The following is a 16541-nucleotide window of genomic DNA, read 5'->3' as shown; positions in this document are numbered from 1 at the left end:
CGGCGCCGAGGAAGAGCGGCCCGTCGCGACTGGTGAGCATCGGGAAGCATGCACTCCTCATCGCGCTGAGCCTCGTCATGCTCTACCCGGTCCTCTGGATGGTGGTGAGTTCGCTCCGCCCCGAGGGGCACATCTTCGACAACCCCGGGCTCGTGCTCGACACGTTCGCCACCAAGAACTACACGACCGGTTGGAGTGCGCTGCAGCGCCCGTTCGGCGTGTACCTGCTCAACTCGGCGGTCATCGTGCTCGGCGCGATCATCGGCAACCTCGTCAGTTGTTCACTCGCGGCCTACGCGTTCGCCCGACTGAGCTTCCGGTACAAGCGGATCGCGTTCGCTGCGATGCTCCTCACGATGATGTTGCCGATCCAGGTGCTGATCATCCCGCAGTACGTCATCTACTCGCAGCTCGGTTGGATCAACACCTTCCTGCCGCTCATCGTGCCGAAGTTCCTGGCCACCGACGGCTTCTTCGTCTTCCTGATGGTGCAGTTCATCCGCGGGATCCCGCGCGAACTCGACGAAGCAGCACGCATCGACGGAGCCGGCCACGCGCGGATCTTCTTCCAGATCATCCTGCCGCTCATGAAACCGGCACTGGCCACGGCCGCGATCTTCACGTTCATCTGGACGTGGAATGACTTTTTCAGCCAGTTGGTCTTCGTCACCGAACCGGACAAGTACACCGCCTCCGTCGCGCTCCGGCAGTTCATCGATCCGACGGGCCAGTCCGACTTCGGGGCGCTGTTCGCGATGAGTGTCGTGACCCTCGTCCCCGTGTTCCTCGCTTTCCTGTTCGGGCAGCGGTTCCTCCTGCGCGGCATCGCCACGACCGGCGGCAAGTGACGCCGCTCTCGCCGAATCGCCACGATCCGCGGCAGTTGACACCGCTTCCGTGGCAACGCCACGACCCGCGCCGCGCGGCGTCGGCCCCACGTCGCTCCACTCACACCACACAGCAAGGAAGATCATGAAACTGAGATCACGCGTCATCGGCGCCGTCGCGATCGCCACCGTGTCCGTCCTCGCCGTCGGCGGCTGCGCCGTCGGGAACAGCAACGGGAAGAACGCCGCGCTGAGCAAGGACCCGGTCACCATCTCCATCAACTGGTGGGGGGCCGGAGCGCGCGTCACCCAGACCGAGAAGGCGGTGAAGCTCTTCGAGAAGGAACACCCCAACATCACGGTCAAGACGCAGTCGACGGACTGGGGCAGCTACTGGGACAAGCTCGCGACCACCGTCGCCGGAGGCAGCGCCCCGGACGTCATGCAGTTCGACCAGGTGTACATCGCTTCGTACGCCCAGCGCGGCGCAATCGCCGAACTCGGGCAGTACGGCAAGTACCTCGACACCTCGGGCCTCACGAAGAACGTCCGGGACACCGGCGTGTACGACGGCAAGCTCTACGCCGTCCCGATCGGCCTGAACTCGATCGGTGTCGCCGTGAACCGCTCCGTCCTCGACGAGTACGGCATCGACATGCCCACCGAGAAGGACTGGACGTGGAACGAGATGAACCGCGTCGCCAAGGAGGTCACCGAGAAGTCCGGCGGGAAGGTCAAGGGGCTCGATCCGTTCGGCGGGGACACGCCGTCGCTCACGCTCTGGGCCAGGCAGCACGGGAACGCCGTGTTCGACGACGACGGCAAGGTGGTCCTCAAGCCGTCGGTGCTCGCCGACTACTGGCAGTACGCACTCGATCAGATCCACGCCGGCGTCACCCCGAGCGCGTCACAACTCGCCGAAGGCACGAACGCTGCCCTCGACCAGTCCGACATCGCCACCGGCAAGGTCGCCATGACGTTCATCCCGTCCAACCTCAGCGCCTACCAGGTCGCGGCGCCGTCGCAGAAGCTCGACATGCTCCCGATGCCCGCCGCGGCGGACGCGAAGAAGGGGTGGCAGTACCTCAAGTCGTCGATGTACTGGACCATCTCCAGCAAGTCCGCGCACCCCGCGGAGGCCGCCGAGCTCATCGACTTCCTGACCACGAATCCCAAGGTGGGCAAGATCTTCGGTGCCGAGCGGGGCATGCCGGCGAACCCGGCGTTCCAGAAGGAGATCGCTCCCGACCTCAGCGGGTCGGACAAGATCGTCATGGACTACGTCAAGCAGGTCACCGCCGAGTCCGGGCCCCCAGCGCCGATCACGCCGGTCGGCGCGCAGGACGCGGACACCCTGCTGGCGCAGATCTGGCAGAACGTGCAGTTCGGGAAGACCTCGCCGAAGCAAGGGGCCGAGCAGTACGTCTCCCAGCTCAAGAAGAACGTCCAGGACGCGAAGTAGTCCGCCTTCCCGTCGGGCGGTCGCGCGGGCGAGTCTCGTGCTGGCCGACACTTCACGGGCGGGCGGCCGCGAGATCTGTCGCTGGGCGCGAAATCCGGCGGGCGTGCGGGACGGGAGGCGCGGTGCGGGCGGGCACCGCGCCTCCCGTCCGCCGGCTGTCGGCGGAGGCGCGCCGAACGTGCACGACGCGCCGTCCGCAGGTCGCCGAGCGCGCAGGTCCTGCCGTCAGGAAGCGCCGAGGGTGACGTATTTCGCACGCTCGGCGACCGAGCGAGCTGCGGTCAGAGCGTCGGCGGCGCGCTCCGCACGGCCCGCGCACGCCACGAGATCTCGTGGACGAACGCCGCGGTGTCCGGCCCGAGCGGGTCCTCCGCGGCGTCCTCGACGAGGAGCCCGAGCGCCGGAGCGAGCAGGAACGAGGTGGTGGTGGTGCTCCCGAACGCGTCGACGGTCGGCACTGCCACCGTGTCCACCAGGCCGGCGTGGGCGAGGGCCGCGGCGTAGTCCAGCACGGCGGCGGCAGCCTCGTCGGACGTGAGCACAGCGGTGAGGCCGTAGACGATGTTCTTCATGATCCAGGAGCCGTGGTGGAGGAGTGAGGACGATCGCACCACTGGGGTGACGACGCGTACTCCGGACACACGGAAACGGCGCACACCCGGGGCCGGACAGCAAGACGGCTCCTGGCGAACAGTACGCCGCGCCGGCTGGCCGCGGTAGTGCGCCCGGCGAAGTCTCAGCGGCCAGGCGCGGCCGTGCTCGCCCGTTCGACGAGCCGGACCGGCACCAGGTCCGGGGTCGTCTGCGCGGGGGACCCGTCGATCTGGGCGAGCAGGTTCGTCACCGCCCGGCGCCCGACCTCGTCGAAGGACTGGTGCACGGTGGTGAGCGGCGGCCAGAACGAGTCGGATTCGGGGGAGTCGTCGAACCCGACGACGCTCAGGGTGGCCGGCACGGGGCGACCGACCTCGTGCGCGGCGCGGAGCACACCGAGCGCCGTCTGGTCGTTCGCCGCGAAGACCGCGGTGATCTCCGGGCGCCGGGCGATCTCGAGGCCGGCGCGGTACCCGGAGTCGGCGCTCCAGCCGCCGTGGAACACTGGCGGGACGGTGCGTCCGGCGGCTTCGAGCGTGGCCTGCCAGGCGGCGAGCCGTCGGGCGGCGGAGTAGGACGACGTCGGGCCGGCGACGTGCCAGACGGTCTCGTGGCCGAGGTCGAGCAGGTGCTGTGTCGCCTGGCGTGCCCCGTCGGCCTGGTCGGTGTCGATCGCCGGGTGCTGGGTCGTGCCGGTGGAGTCGACCACGACCATCGGGACGCCGTCGGGGAGCACGACCTCGGCCGTGTCGATGATGTGCGACTCGATGATGATGACGACCCCGTCGACGGCCTGCTCGTGCAGTCGGGAGAACGCCGAGCGGACCCCTTCCTCGGTGCGGGAGGCCATGGGCAGCAGTGTGATCGTGAAGTCGGCGGCTCCGGCTGCGTCGGCGATGGCCTCGAGCGTGCGCATGTTGCCGTACGAGGCGAGGGTGAACATGATCACGCCGATGGTGCGGAAGCGCCCGGACCGCAGCGCCCGGGCGGCTCGGTTCGGTCGGTAGCCGAGGTCGTCCATCACACGCTGCACCCGGTCGCGGGTCTCCGGCGAGACGTTGTCGAACCCGCGCGCCACCCGGGACACGGTCTGCATGGAGACCCCGGCGGCCTCGGCCACCGCGGCCATCGAGGGGGAGCGGCGGGCGGCGGTGGACAGCTCGGTGGTCACGTTCGCCCCCTCCCGCACCGGCCGACGGACCCGGTGCACTCGCTCACGGACCGGACCGCCCGGACCGCGACGGCCCGGAACACCCGGACCGCGACGGGCCGGAACACCCGGACCCCGACGGGCCGGAACACCCGGACCGCGACGGCCCGGAACACCCGGACCGCGACCGGGGTGCGACCCCGGTTCCCCGCACGCTAGCGCATGTTGACGTTGCCATGCTATCGTCGCGTCGTTCGATGTTGACGTCAACATGAACGAGCCGCACGACAGCACGACAAGGGAGTCACATGAGCACGCTCGAAGCGCGCGCAGCCGGAGCAACCGCTCCGACCGCGCCCCCGCGACGCCGCGCCAGGCCGCGCGGCCGGTGGACCGGATGGCTCTTCGTCGGCCCGTTCGTCCTCGTCCTCGTCGCGATGCTCATCGTGCCGATCGGGTACGCACTGTGGCTCAGCCTGTTCCGCGACCAGCTCATCGGCGGCAACCAGTTCGTCTGGTTCGCCAACTACGTGCAGCTCTTCCAGGACGCCAAGTTCTGGTCGGGCCTCGGCCGGGTGGCGCTGTTCCTCGTCGTGCAGGTGCCGATCATGCTCGGTCTCGCGCTCGTCGCCGCGCTCGCCCTCGACAGCGCCCGACTCTGGGGCACGTCGTTCTTCCGCATCGCCGTGTTCCTGCCGTACGCGGTGCCCGGTGTCGTCGCGGCGCTCATCTGGGGGTTCATCTACGGCAACCAGTTCGGCCTCACCGGCGCCGCGAACCACGCGCTCGGCATCGACCTGCTGCAGCCGTTCAGCCCGGACTGGGTGCTCACCTCGATCGGCAACGTCGTCACCTGGGAGTTCCTCGGCTACAACATGCTGATCTTCTACGCGGCACTCCGCGTCGTGCCCGGCGACCTCTACGAGGCAGCGGAGCTCGACGGTGCCGGACCGCTGCGGACGGTCTGGTCGATCAAGCTCCCGGCGCTCCGCGGTCCGATGGTGATCGCCACGATCTTCTCGATCATCGGCAGCTTCCAGCTCTTCAACGAGCCGAACCTGCTGAAGACCCTCGCCCCGAACGTCATCGGGAGCGCCTTCACCCCGAACATGTACGCCTACTCGCTGTCGTTCAGCGGGCAGCAGTTCAACTACTCCGCCACCGTCGCCATCGTCATGGGCGTCATCACCGCGGTGATCGCCTACGTCGTCCAGGTCCGCGGAACCCGCCAGGAGAACCGATGAGCACCCTGCAGCACCCCGCGAGCCCCGGGAGCCCCGCGACCGGCCCGGCCGGCGCGACCGGACCGGCCACGGTCACCGAGGCGACCACGGCGCAGCGCGACCCGCGCGACCGGGCGAGCCGCGCCTCCAGGGCGAACGGCAGGACCCGCAAGCCGGTCGACGGGCGCACGGTGAAGCGCTCCGGCCTGCTGACCGCGGTCATGGTCGTCTTCGTCGTGTACTCGTTCGCGCCGCTGTTCTACCTGCTGGTGAACAGCACGAAGACCCAGGCGTCGCTGCTGTCGACGTTCGGGCTGTGGTTCGGCGGTGACTTCAACCTCTGGCAGAACATCGTCGACACGCTGACGTACAACGACGGCATCTTCGTGCAGTGGCTCGGCAACACCCTGCTGTACGTGGTCGTCGGAGCGGGCGGCGCGACCCTCTTGGCGACGATCGCGGGCTACGGCATGGCGAAGTTCCAGTTCCCCGGCCGCCGAGCCGTGTTCGCCGTGGTCCTCGGCGCGATCGCCGTCCCGGGCACCGCGCTCGCCGTCCCGACGTTCCTGCTGTTCTCCCAGTTCGGCCTGACCAACACCCCGTGGGCGATCATCCTGCCGTCGCTCATCAGCCCGTTCGGCATGTACCTGATCTGGACCTACGCGGTGGACGCGATCCCCGCCGAACTCCTCGAGGCCGCGCGCATGGACGGCGCCGGTGAGTTCCGGATCTTCTTCACCATCGCGCTCCGACTCCTCGCTCCCGGTGTCGTGACGGTCCTGCTCTTCGCGGTCGTCGCGACCTGGAACAACTACTTCCTGCCGCTCATCATGCTGAGCGACCCGAAGTGGTACCCGCTCACGGTCGGCCTCAACCAGTGGAACGCGCAGGCCACCGGGTCCGGCGCGCAGCCGATCTACAACCTCGTCGTCACCGGATCGCTCCTCACGATCATCCCGATCGTGGTCGCGTTCCTCTTCCTCCAGCGGTTCTGGCAGTCCGGCCTCGCGGCCGGTTCGGTCAAGGCCTGACCGGACGGGAGGAACGGGTCGGCTCCGACAGGACCGCCTCGACCTCCGTCACAGCAGCAGCACCCCTCCCCAACACGAAGAAGTGAAAGGCACCCGAATGCACAAGCGCACCCGGCGCGGGCTCAGCGCCCTCGCCATCGGCGTCACCGCCGCCATCGCCCTGTCGGCCTGCGCCTCCGGCGGCTCGTCCTCCGGCGGCTCGTCCGACGACATCGACAAGGCCCTCGCCAAGGGCGGCACGCTGACCTACTGGTCCTGGACGCCGTCCGCGAAGGACCAGGTCGCCGCCTTCGAGAAGGCGTACCCCAAGGTGAAGGTCAAGCTCGTCAACGCCGGGACCGGCGCGGACCAGTACACGAAGCTGCAGAACACCGTGAAGGCCGGCTCGGGCGCCCCCGACGTCGCCCAGGTCGAGTACTACGCGCTCCCGCAGTTCGCCCTGTCCGACTCGCTGCTCGACCTGTCGTCGTACGGGTTCGGGGACCTGAAGGACAAGTTCGCATCGAGCACCTGGAACTCGGTGGACATCGACGGCAAGGTGTACGGGCTCCCGCAGGACTCCGGCCCCATGGCGTTGTTCTACAACAAGAAGGTGTTCGACGAGCACGGCATCGCGGTGCCGAAGACCTGGGACGAGTACGTCGCCGCGGCGAAGAAGCTGCACCAGGCGGACCCGAACGCGTACATCGCGGCGGACTCCGGCGACGCCGGCTTCACCACGAGCATGATCGCCCAGGCCGGTGGCACCCCGTTCACCACCAAGGGCGACAAGGTGACGATCGACCTGGCGGACGCCGGCACCCAGAAGTGGACGAAGACGTGGGACCAGCTCGTCGAGCAGGGGCTGCTGTCGAAGACGGTCGGTTGGAGCGACGACTGGTACAAGCAGCTCGGCAACGGCCAGATCGCCACGTTGATCACGGGCGCGTGGATGCCCGGCAACCTCGAGGCGAGCGTCGCGGACGCCAGCGGTGACTGGCGTGTCGCCCCGATGCCGACCTACGACGGCGGCACCGCGCAGACCGCGAACAACGGCGGGAGCGCCGAAGCCGTCATGAAGCAGTCGAAGAACCCGGCGCTCGCTGCCGGCTTCCTGAAGTGGCTCAACTCCTCGAAGGAGTCGACCAAGGTGTTCATGGAGTCCGGCGGGTTCCCGTCGACCACCGCCGACCTCCAGTCCGCGGCGTTCCTCGACGAGAAGCCGGCCTACTTCGGCGGCCAGCAGATCAACAAGGTGCTCGTCGACGCCTCCAAGTCCTCCGACAACGACTTCACGTACCTGCCGTACCAGGTGTACGCGAACAGCGTCTACGCCGACACCGTCGGGCAGTCCTACGAGAACGGCACCTCGCTCGAGAGCGGTCTCCAGGCCTGGCAGAAGGCCCTCGCCAAGTACGGCGAGGACCAGGGCTTCACGGTCTCGACCAAGTAGCCCTTCCCCTGTTCGACCGGGGCCGTGCGGATCCGTCCGTACGGCCCCGTCTCCTGAAAGAGTCACACCATGCGCTTCGCCATCGGCGACACCGACTTCCTGCTCGACGGCGAGCCCCACCGGATCCTGTCCGGGGCGATCCACTACTTCCGGGTGCACCCCGACCTGTGGGCGGACCGGATCCGGAAGGCGAAGCTCATGGGGCTGAACACCGTCGAGACGTACGTGGCGTGGAACGCGCACGCGCCGTCGCCGGGCGTGTTCGACCTGACCGGTGGGCTGGACCTCGGCCGGTTCCTCGACCTCGTCCACGCCGAGGGCATGCACGCGATCGTCCGCCCCGGCCCGTACATCTGCGCGGAGTGGACCAACGGCGGCCTGCCGTACTGGCTCTTCGCGGACGGCACCGTCGGGGTCCGGCGCAACGAGCCGCGGTTCCTCGCCGCCGTGCAGCAGTACCTCGAGCAGCTCGCACCCGTCCTGGTGCCCCGGCAGATCGACCAGGGTGGCCCGATCGTGCTGGTCCAGGTCGAGAACGAGTACGGCGCGTACGGGTCCGACCCGGAGTACCTGCGGGCACTCGAGCGGATGCACCGCGACATCGGGCTCACGGTGCCGTTCACGAGCGTCGACCAGCCGATGGGCACCATGCTCGAGGACGGGTCCCTGCCGAGCCTGCACAAGACCGGATCGTTCGGGTCCCGCTCCACCGAGCGCCTGGCGCGTCTCCGTCAGGCGCAGCCGACCGGTCCGCTGATGTGCTCGGAGTTCTGGGACGGCTGGTTCGACAGCTGGGGCGAGCACCACCACACGACCTCCGCCGCGGACAGCGCCGCCGACCTCGACGTCCTCCTCGCCGCCGGCGGCTCCGTGAACGTCTACATGTTCCACGGCGGCACGAACTTCGGGTTCACGAACGGCGCGAACGACAAGGGCGTGTACCGGCCCATCACGACGTCCTACGACTACGACGCTCCCCTGGACGAAGCGGGCCGCCCGACCGCGAAGTTCCACGCGTTCCGCGCGGTCATCGAGCGCTACGCGCCCGTCCCGCCGCTGCCCGCATCGATGCAGCCGGGCGGGTCGGGTCACCTGTCCTCCTCCGGCCTGGAGGCGCGGCCCGCCGCCGCCACGGACGTCGCCGTCCGCCTCGACCGGGTCGCGTCGCTGCGCTCCCTGCTGCCCGCGCTCACGGACTGGTCGACGCACGACACGACCCCCACGTTCGACGCACTCGGTGCCGCGTCCGGCTTCGTGCTGTACCGGGCGGAGGTCGACCTGCCCGACGGCGGGGTCCTGACCGTCGGCACCGAGATCCGCGACCGTGCCGTCGTGAGCGTCGACGGGGTGGTCGTCGGTGTCCTCGAACGCGAGCACCACGACCGCGCGATCGCGCTCCCACCCTTCACCGGCACGCTCGAGCTCCTCGTCGAGGACCAGGGCCGCGTCGACTACGGCCCCCGGATCGGCGAGCCGAAGGGCCTCGTCGGGGGAGTGGCCGTCGACGGCGTCCCGATCGCCCGGTGGTCCGCGTCGCCGCTCGCCCTCGACCCCATCGCCCCCGCCGCGCTCGACGTCCTCGCCGCGATCGAACCCGCCGACGGCGAGGCGCTGGCCGGACCCGCGTTCGCGGTCGGCTCGTTCCACCTCGACACCGTGCAGGACCGCTACCTCTGCCTCGACGGGTTCCGGAAGGGCGTCGCCTGGGTCAACGGGTTCTGCCTCGGCCGGTACTGGTCGCGCGGGCCGCAGCAGACCCTGGCCGTGCCCGGACCGGTCCTGCGGGCTGGCCGGAACGAGCTCGTCGTGTTCGAGGTGCACGCGTCCGCCTCACGCGCGGCGTGCCTGCTCGTCGAGCCGGACCTCGGGCACACCGAGGCGTGAGCGACGCCCCGGCTGGCCCGGGGCCGGTCGGACCCGGTCTGACGTGGCCGGACCGGGTGGGGCGTGGTCGGACAGGTCGTCGAGGGGGACACGATGGTGCAGGTACTCCGAGCGGTCGGACGGGTGCTCAGGACGACGTTGCAGGCACTCGCAGGGGCGCTCGGCGCGCTGGGGTCGGGCGGCGTCGTCGGGCACGGGGGAACGCCGAGCGCGCCGCCGACGAAGCCGGACGAGTACCGCCCCTAGCGTTCGCCCACGTCCAGGGCGTCGAGGTCGGCGAGGGCGCGTCGGGCGTCGGCGATGCGGTCGGCCTCCGGGCGCGTCCACCACTCCGGCCCGCGCTCGCCGAGACCGTGCTTCGCGAGGCCGTTCCGGCGTCGCGCCTCGGCGAGGGCGTCCTCGTCGCCGGTGCGCTTCGCCTGCTTGACGGCGTTCCGCCCGCGGCCCAGGTGTGATCGGAGCGCCGCGGCCAGATCTGCGGGAAGCGCTGGGTCCGTCCGGCGCCACCGTCGACCGTCGACGACGAAGAAGTGCGCGTCCGGTTCGGCGGTCATGGGGTCGAGTCTGCCCTGTCGGTGGTGTGGCGTAGACAGGGCACGATGAGCGAAGCCCGCACCCGTCCGATGCTCGACGTCCGTCGCATCTACGTCGAGCAGGCAGCGCTCGACCTCCCGCGCGGGCAAGAGGTTGTCGGGCGGTGGCCGGACGCCGAGATCGTCCCGGTCGCGTCGCACTGGAACATCCCCGAGGTCCACGGCGACGAGCGCAACGTCCAGCGGTGGGTGCGCATCAAGACCGAGGCGCTCGTCCTCGGTGTGAAGAAGTCCCTCGTCACCCGGCCGAACGGGCGCTCGGCGGACTTCATCGCCCCGTCGACCGCGAACGGCTGCGCGATGGCGTGCGCGTACTGCTACGTCCCTCGTCGCAAGGGGTACAGCAACCCGGTGACGGTGTTCGCGAACATCGACCAGATCACGATGCACGTCGCCCGCAACATCGCCAAGCAGGGCCCGAAGACCGAGCCGAACCAGTGCGACCCCGACGCCTGGGTGTACGACATCGGCGAGAACAGCGACTGCTCGGTCGACGCGATGATCAGCGACAACGTGCGGGACCTCTGCGACCTGTTCCGGATGAGCCCGACGGCGAAGGCCTCCTTCGCGACGAAGTACGTCAACCGGGACCTCCTCGACTGGGACCCGATGGGCCGGACGCGCATCCGGTTCTCGCTCATGCCGCACGACACCGCGAAGGTCACCGACATCCGGACGAGCCCGATCGCCGAGCGGATCACCGCGGTGAACGACTTCGTCGACGCCGGGTACGAGGTGCACCTCAACTTCTCGCCGGTCATCCTCACCCCCACGTGGGAGTCCGACTGGGCCGAGCTGCTCCGGCAGGTCGACGACGTGCTGTCGCCCGTGGCGAAGGCACAGCTCGCGGCCGAGGTGATCTTCCTCACCCACAACCAGCCCCTGCACGAGGTGAACCTCGGCTGGCACCCCAAGGCCGAGGAACTCCTGTGGCGTCCGGACCTGCAGGAGCAGAAGGTGTCGCAGAACGGCGCCGTGAACGTCCGCTACCGGTCCGGCATGAAGGGGCAGCTCGTCGAGCGCTTCCGCGAACTCGTGGCCGAGCACCTGCCGAGCTGCCGCATCCGCTACGCCTTCTGACCGGGCCGGTCCACGAGACTCGGCCACTCCGGCGCGAGACTCGGCCACCCCGGCGCGAGACTCGGTCCGAGCGACAGACCTCGGGCGGCGGAGCGCGAGGAACGTCGCTCAGGCCGAGTCTCGGCCGCGGTCGCGAGGTGTGGCGGTGGCACCCGTACCATCGCCCTCGGCCTGTTCCAGGACCGTGGTCCACCGGCGTGCTTCGACGCGGGCCAGTACGGTGACGACCGCGGCTGCGGCGACCGTGCCGATCATCAACGACCACCCCAGCCCGGTGGCCATCGCGATCGACCCCGAGAGCCCGAGCAGCGTGATGAGCGTCCCGAGGAGCACGGGAACGGCGGCGCGGGACGAGCGACGCTGCCAGCCGATCAGACTGCGGACGAGGCCCGCGTACGGTTCGCTGACAGGGTCGGCCCGGCGCAGCTGCCGCCGGAGCTCCCGTCGTCGTGCCGGGGCGAGCACGGCGACCGGCCGTTCGGCTCCGGCGACGACGAACGGCACGAGGGTGCCCGTCCGGCGAGCCCGGATCCAGGCCACGACGGTGACGACCGCCCCGATACCGGCGAGGACGGTCCAGACGATCCCGATGGGGCGGCCGAGCCCGACGGACGACAGCAGCGCCCAGAGCACCGTGAGCCCCGCGAGGCATGCCTGCAGCGAGATGCCGACGACGGTGGCGCCGGACCGGGCGAGGCGGTCGGCGCGGCGGGTGGCGGCGAGGAGGTCGTCGTCCATGTCAGCGCGGTCGGCGGATCCGGATCGGGCCCTTCGCGGTCGAGGGGTCGACGACGCTGCCGTGCTGCGTGATCTCCACCTCGCCGCGGGCGACCATGCGCCGCGCGGCTCGTCGCGCCGGCTCCATGAGGTCACGCCAGTCGTCGGGGTCGAGGGACCGGGCGACCTCCGAGGGGCAGATGCTCGACGTGCGGGCGCGAGCGGCGAGCAGTTCGTCGATCCGCTGTTCGAGCGCACGGTCGGTGGCGTCGATCCCGTGCTTCCGGCACGCCGCTGAGCACCACTTCGCCTCGGGGGAGGCCGACTCCGGCATCCGACGCCCGCAGGAGGCGCAGGTCCGTTCGGCGTGCGCCGCCGCCGCGGCCTCCGCGTCGGCAGCCGTCCTGATCGCTCGTCCCATGGGTGCCATCCTCGTCCCGTTGTCCAGCCGCGCGCTCAGCCCAGGCTCGGCTGGCAGCATCGGAGCGGTGCACACCGACCACGACGTCCCCCGTCCGTCCGAACCCGCCTGGGTCGAGCACGTCTCGTGGTGGCACGTGTACCCGCTCGGCTTCGTCGGCGCGGAAGTCCGTCCCGCGACGCCCGTCGGCGACCGGCCCGTGGAGCACCGGCTCGCGCGCTTGACCCCGTGGCTCGACCACGTCGTCGGTCTCGGGCTGAACGGCCTGCTGCTCGGTCCGGTCTTCGCGAGCGCGACCCACGGCTACGACACGGTCGACCACTTCCGGATCGATCCCCGGCTCGGCGACGACCAGGACTTCGACGCGCTGATCGACGCGGCCCGTGCCCGGGGCGTGCGCGTGCTGCTCGACGGGGTGTTCAACCACGTCGGTCGTTCGCACCCGGCGTTCCGAGCGGTCGAGGAGCAGGGCCCCGCCGCGCCGACCGCCGGCCTCTTCGCCGTCGACTGGTCCGGGTGGGCGCCGGGCGACCCGGTCCCCGCCGGCACCTTCGAGGGGCACGACATCCTCGTGGCGCTCGACCACGACTCACGCGCGGTGGAGGACCTGGTCGTCGAGGTGATGACCCACTGGCTCGGACGGGGTGCCGACGGGTGGCGGCTCGACGCGGCCTACGCGGTGCCCCCGTCGTTCTGGGCCCGCGTGCTGCCGCGGGTCCGGGAGCGCTTCCCGGACGCCTGGTTCAGCGGCGAGGTGATCCACGGGGACGCGGCGGCGCTGGTCCGCGCCTCGACGGTGGACTCGACCACGCAGTACGAACTGTGGCAGGGGATCTGGCACGGGATCGCCGACCGCAACCTGTTCGAGCTCGCCCACGCCGTCGAGCGGCACGACACCCTGCTCGGGACCTTCGTGCCCACCACGTTCATCGGCAACCACGACGTGAGCCGGATCGCGACCGCGGTGGGGGAGCGGTTCGCGGGGCACGCCGCCGCGGTGCTGTTCACGGTCGCGGGGACGCCGATCGTCTACGCGGGGGACGAGTACGGCTGGACCGGTGTGAAGGAGGAACGCGAGGGCGGCGACGACGCGGTGCGACCGGAGTTCCCTGCGGTCCCGCCGGAACCCACCGCGCTGACGCACGCGTACGAGGCGCTCGTGGCCCTCCGCCGTCGGCACCCGTGGCTGCACGGTGCGCACACCGACGTCGTGCACCTGACGAACACGGCGGTCGTGCTGCGGACCGCGACCGCGCACGCTGCCGTGGTGACCGCCCTGAACCTGGCGGACGATCCCGTCGAGGTGCCCGCCGCCGACGCGACGCGGGTGGAGGCGGGCGGTGCGGACCTGCGGGACGGGACCCTGCGCCTCCCGGCTGCCGGCTGGGCCGTGCTCACCCGCTGACCGGACGCGGACGAGACTCGGACTGAGCGACCGTTCTCTCGCCGATCGGCGCGAGGAGTGTCGCCCAGCCCGAGTCTCGGGTCAGGCCGGCCGGCAGGCCGGCAGCGTTACTTGCGCGCGGACGCCGCCCGGCGCTTGTTGAACACGTCGAACGCGACGGCGGCGAGCAGCACCAGGCCCTTGATGAGCGACTGGAACTCCGTGCCGACGCCGAGGATCGACATGCCGTTGTTCAGGATGCCGATGATGAGACCACCGACGATCGCGCCCGGCACCGTGCCGATGCCGCCGGTGACGGCTGCTCCACCGATGAACACCGCCGCGATGGCGTCGAGCTCGAACCCGTTGCCCGCGCCGGGCGCCGCGAGGTTGAGCTGCCCGGTGAACACGACGCCGGCCAGGGCCGAGATGACGCCCATGTTCACGAAGAGCAGGAACGTGACGCGCTTGGTCTTCACGCCGGACAGCTGCGCCGCGAGGGCGTTGCCTCCGATGGCGTAGATGTGGCGACCGAACACGGCGCTCCGCATGACGACCGAGTAGATCACCACGAGGGCGCCGAGCACGACGAGCACGATCGGGGTGCCGTTGTAGCTGGCGAGCAGGAGCGCGACGTAGATCACCAGCACGACACCGAACGCCGTCTTCACGATGAACCACGCGAACGGCTCGCTCTCGAGCTGGTACTTGCGGCGCGTGATGCGGCCCCGGAACGCCGCGATGACCATGACCGCCGCGGCCGCGAAGCCGAGGATCATCGTGAGCGGCTCGTACCCGGTGGTGCCGAAGGACGGCAGGAAGCCGGAGCCGAGGGAGCGGAAGCCGTTCGGGAACGGCGAGATCTGCTGGTTCTGCAGCACGATCTGCGCAGCGCCGCGGAAGGCGAGCATGCCGGCCAGTGTGACGATGAACGCCGGGATCCCGAAGTAGGCGATCCAGAACCCCTGCCACGCACCCACGAGCGCACCGATCACGAGGCAGAGCACCACCGCGACCGGCCACGGCACGTGCCACTGGGTGATCATCACGCCCGCCATCGCGCCGGTGAACGCGACCACCGACCCGACGGACAGGTCGATGTGCCCGGCGATGATGACCATCACCATGCCGATGGCGAGGATGAGGATGTAGCTGTTCTGGACGATCAGGTTCGAGACGTTGATCGGGGCGAGCGTGATCCCGTTCGTCGCCACCTGGAAGAAGATGACGATGACGATCAGCGCGATGAACAGGCCGATCTGTCGGAGCTGCCCGGTGAGGTAGCCGGCGGCGGACTTAAGCGCGTTCATTGACAGGGGTCTCCCGTTCCTGGGTCATGTACTGCATGAGGACCTCGGGCGTGGCCTCGGAGCGGGGCACATCAGCGGTGATGGTGCCCTCGGAGAGCGTGTAGATGCGGTCGCAGATGCCGAGCAGTTCGGGGAGCTCGGAGGAGATGACGATGATCCCCTTCCCCTGGTCCGCCAGGCTGTTGATGATCGTGTAGATCTCGTACTTGGCGCCCACGTCGATGCCCCGCGTGGGTTCGTCGAGGATGAGGACGTCCGGGTCGGCGTACATCCACTTCGACAGGACGACCTTCTGCTGGTTCCCGCCGGAGAGCTTGCCGGTGACGACGTCGACGTTCGGCGCCTTGATGTTGAGGTTCTTGAGGAACTGCGCGGCGACCGTCGTCTCCTGCGATGCGTTGACGAAGCCCCAGTTCGCGAGCTTCCCGAGCGCCGAGCCGGAGATGTTCCGCTTGATGTCGTCGATGAGGTTGAGGCCGTACCGTTTCCGGTCCTCGGTGACGTAGGCGATGCCGTTGTCGATCGCCTGCGACACCGTGTGCGTCTTGATCGGCACGCCGCGCTTGTACACGGTGCCGCTGATCCCGGCGCCGTAGGACTGGCCGAACACGCTCATCGCCAGTTCGGTCCGTCCGGCACCCATGAGCCCGGCGATGCCGACGACCTCGCCGGCGCGGACGTCGAGGTCCGCGTGGTGGATGATCTCGCGGGACGCGTCGAGGGGGTGATGGACGGTCCAGTCCTCGATGCGGAGGAGCTCCTCGCCGATCACGGGGTGCTCGCGGACGGGGTACCGGTTCGACAGGTCGCGGCCGACCATGCCGCGGATGATCCGGTCCTCGGAGACGTCGTCGGCGTGCATGTCGAGCGTCTCGATCGTCTTGCCGTCGCGGATGATCGTGACCTTGTCCGCGATCGCCTTGATCTCGTTGAGCTTGTGGCTGATGATGATCGCCGTCATGCCCTCGGCCTGCAGGGACCGGATGAGGTCGAGCAGGTGCGCCGAGTCGTCGTCGTTCAGCGCGGCGGTCGGTTCGTCGAGGATGAGGAGCTTGACGTCCTTCGACAACGCCTTGGCGATCTCGACGAGCTGCTGCTTGCCGACCCCGATGTCGACGATCTTCGTCACCGGGTTGTCCTTGAGCCCGACGCGCTGCAGGAGTTCGGCGGCGGCGAGGTTCGTCTTGTTCCAGTCGATGAACCCGGCCCTCGACTGCTCGTTGCCGAGGAAGATGTTCTCGGCGATCGAGAGGAACGGGCTGAGCGCGAGCTCCTGGTGGATGATGACCACGCCGGCGGCCTCGGAGTCGTTGATGTCGCCGAAGTGCACGGGCTTGCCGTCGAGCAGGATCTCGCCGTCGAAGGAGCCGTGCGGGTAGACGCCCGACAGCACCTTCATGAGCGTCGACTTGCCGGCGCCGTTCTCGCCGCAG

At 69.7% G+C, this 16541-nt stretch carries 16 protein-coding genes; 9 read left to right on the top strand and 7 right to left on the bottom strand.

The window, feature by feature from the left end; translation table 11 throughout:
- The first annotated feature begins 32 nt into the window (after positions 1 to 32).
- Positions 33 to 848: a carbohydrate ABC transporter permease gene (locus tag ACTJKO_RS04295; protein WP_440686038.1), complete on the top strand. Its 816-nt coding sequence runs from the start codon at positions 33 to 35 to the stop codon at positions 846 to 848.
- Between the two features lie 124 nt (positions 849 to 972).
- Positions 973 to 2289: an ABC transporter substrate-binding protein gene (locus tag ACTJKO_RS04290; RefSeq protein WP_440686036.1), complete on the top strand. Its 1317-nt coding sequence runs from the start codon at positions 973 to 975 to the stop codon at positions 2287 to 2289.
- Positions 2290 to 2570: 281 nt separating this feature from the next.
- On the opposite strand, the gene ACTJKO_RS04285 is transcribed toward ACTJKO_RS04290, so the two are convergent.
- Complete coding sequence (locus tag ACTJKO_RS04285; RefSeq protein ID WP_440686034.1) at positions 2571 to 2861, bottom strand: hypothetical protein; 291 nt, start codon at positions 2859 to 2861, stop codon at positions 2571 to 2573.
- A 164-nt stretch (positions 2862 to 3025) separates the two neighbouring features.
- Positions 3026 to 4012, bottom strand: a complete 987-nt coding sequence (locus ACTJKO_RS04280; RefSeq protein WP_440686563.1) for a LacI family DNA-binding transcriptional regulator — start codon at positions 4010 to 4012, stop codon at positions 3026 to 3028.
- Positions 4013 to 4341: 329 nt separating this feature from the next.
- Here ACTJKO_RS04280 and ACTJKO_RS04275 point away from each other — a divergent pair, with 329 nt between their 5' ends.
- The 5 genes from ACTJKO_RS04275 (at position 4342) to ACTJKO_RS04255 (ending at position 9849) form a co-directional block, all read left to right on the top strand.
- Complete coding sequence (locus tag ACTJKO_RS04275; RefSeq protein ID WP_440686032.1) at positions 4342 to 5277, top strand: carbohydrate ABC transporter permease; 936 nt, start codon at positions 4342 to 4344, stop codon at positions 5275 to 5277.
- A gap of 200 nt (positions 5278 to 5477) precedes the next feature.
- Positions 5478 to 6287, top strand: coding sequence for a carbohydrate ABC transporter permease (locus tag ACTJKO_RS04270; RefSeq protein ID WP_440686561.1), 810 nt, complete (start codon positions 5478 to 5480; stop codon positions 6285 to 6287).
- Positions 6288 to 6384: 97 nt separating this feature from the next.
- Positions 6385 to 7719 carry an ABC transporter substrate-binding protein gene (locus ACTJKO_RS04265; protein WP_440686030.1) on the top strand — a complete coding sequence of 445 codons (1335 nt, stop codon included), beginning with the start codon at positions 6385 to 6387 and terminating at the stop codon, positions 7717 to 7719.
- A gap of 69 nt (positions 7720 to 7788) precedes the next feature.
- Positions 7789 to 9603, top strand: a complete 1815-nt coding sequence (locus tag ACTJKO_RS04260; protein ID WP_440686028.1) for a glycoside hydrolase family 35 protein — start codon at positions 7789 to 7791, stop codon at positions 9601 to 9603.
- A 93-nt stretch (positions 9604 to 9696) separates the two neighbouring features.
- Positions 9697 to 9849, top strand: a complete 153-nt coding sequence (locus ACTJKO_RS04255; protein WP_440686026.1) for a hypothetical protein — start codon at positions 9697 to 9699, stop codon at positions 9847 to 9849.
- Here the strand turns inward: ACTJKO_RS04255 and ACTJKO_RS04250 are convergent.
- Positions 9846 to 10157 (bottom strand): biopolymer transporter Tol, encoded by a 312-nt coding sequence (locus ACTJKO_RS04250; RefSeq protein WP_440686024.1) that lies wholly within the window; start codon positions 10155 to 10157, stop codon positions 9846 to 9848. The genes ACTJKO_RS04255 and ACTJKO_RS04250 overlap by 4 nt on opposite strands.
- Positions 10158 to 10202: 45 nt before the next feature.
- On the opposite strand from ACTJKO_RS04250, the gene ACTJKO_RS04245 reads away from it, so the two are divergent.
- Positions 10203 to 11276, top strand: a complete 1074-nt coding sequence (locus ACTJKO_RS04245; RefSeq protein WP_440686022.1) for a spore photoproduct lyase family protein — start codon at positions 10203 to 10205, stop codon at positions 11274 to 11276.
- A gap of 108 nt (positions 11277 to 11384) precedes the next feature.
- Here ACTJKO_RS04245 and ACTJKO_RS04240 read toward each other — a convergent pair whose 3' ends face one another.
- Complete coding sequence (locus ACTJKO_RS04240; protein ID WP_440686020.1) at positions 11385 to 12014, bottom strand: hypothetical protein; 630 nt, start codon at positions 12012 to 12014, stop codon at positions 11385 to 11387.
- 1 nt (position 12015) lies between these two features.
- Positions 12016 to 12414: a DUF3253 domain-containing protein gene (locus tag ACTJKO_RS04235; RefSeq protein ID WP_440686018.1), complete on the bottom strand. Its 399-nt coding sequence runs from the start codon at positions 12412 to 12414 to the stop codon at positions 12016 to 12018.
- Between ACTJKO_RS04235 and ACTJKO_RS04230 the strand changes: the two genes are divergently transcribed.
- Positions 12413 to 13819, top strand: a complete 1407-nt coding sequence (locus ACTJKO_RS04230; protein ID WP_440686016.1) for an alpha-amylase family glycosyl hydrolase — start codon at positions 12413 to 12415, stop codon at positions 13817 to 13819. The two genes, ACTJKO_RS04235 and ACTJKO_RS04230, sit on opposite strands and share 2 nt — an antisense overlap.
- Positions 13820 to 13926: 107 nt before the next feature.
- Here the strand turns inward: ACTJKO_RS04230 and mmsB are convergent, their stop codons facing one another.
- Together mmsB and ACTJKO_RS04220 are read right to left on the bottom strand one after the other, a co-directional pair.
- On the bottom strand, positions 13927 to 15108 hold the full coding sequence (gene mmsB, locus ACTJKO_RS04225; protein ID WP_440686014.1) for a multiple monosaccharide ABC transporter permease: 1182 nt from the start codon (positions 15106 to 15108) through the stop codon (positions 13927 to 13929).
- The coding region (locus tag ACTJKO_RS04220) for an ATP-binding cassette domain-containing protein (RefSeq protein WP_440686012.1) at positions 15095 to 16541 on the bottom strand (1447 nt) is incomplete at its 5' end. The genes mmsB and ACTJKO_RS04220, both read right to left, overlap by 14 nt.

Source organism: Curtobacterium sp. 22159 (assembly GCF_052045775.1).
Taxonomy (GTDB): domain Bacteria; phylum Actinomycetota; class Actinomycetes; order Actinomycetales; family Microbacteriaceae; genus Curtobacterium.
Note: the sequence above shows the minus strand (reverse complement) of the source record. Positions and strands in the feature narration are given on the sequence as shown.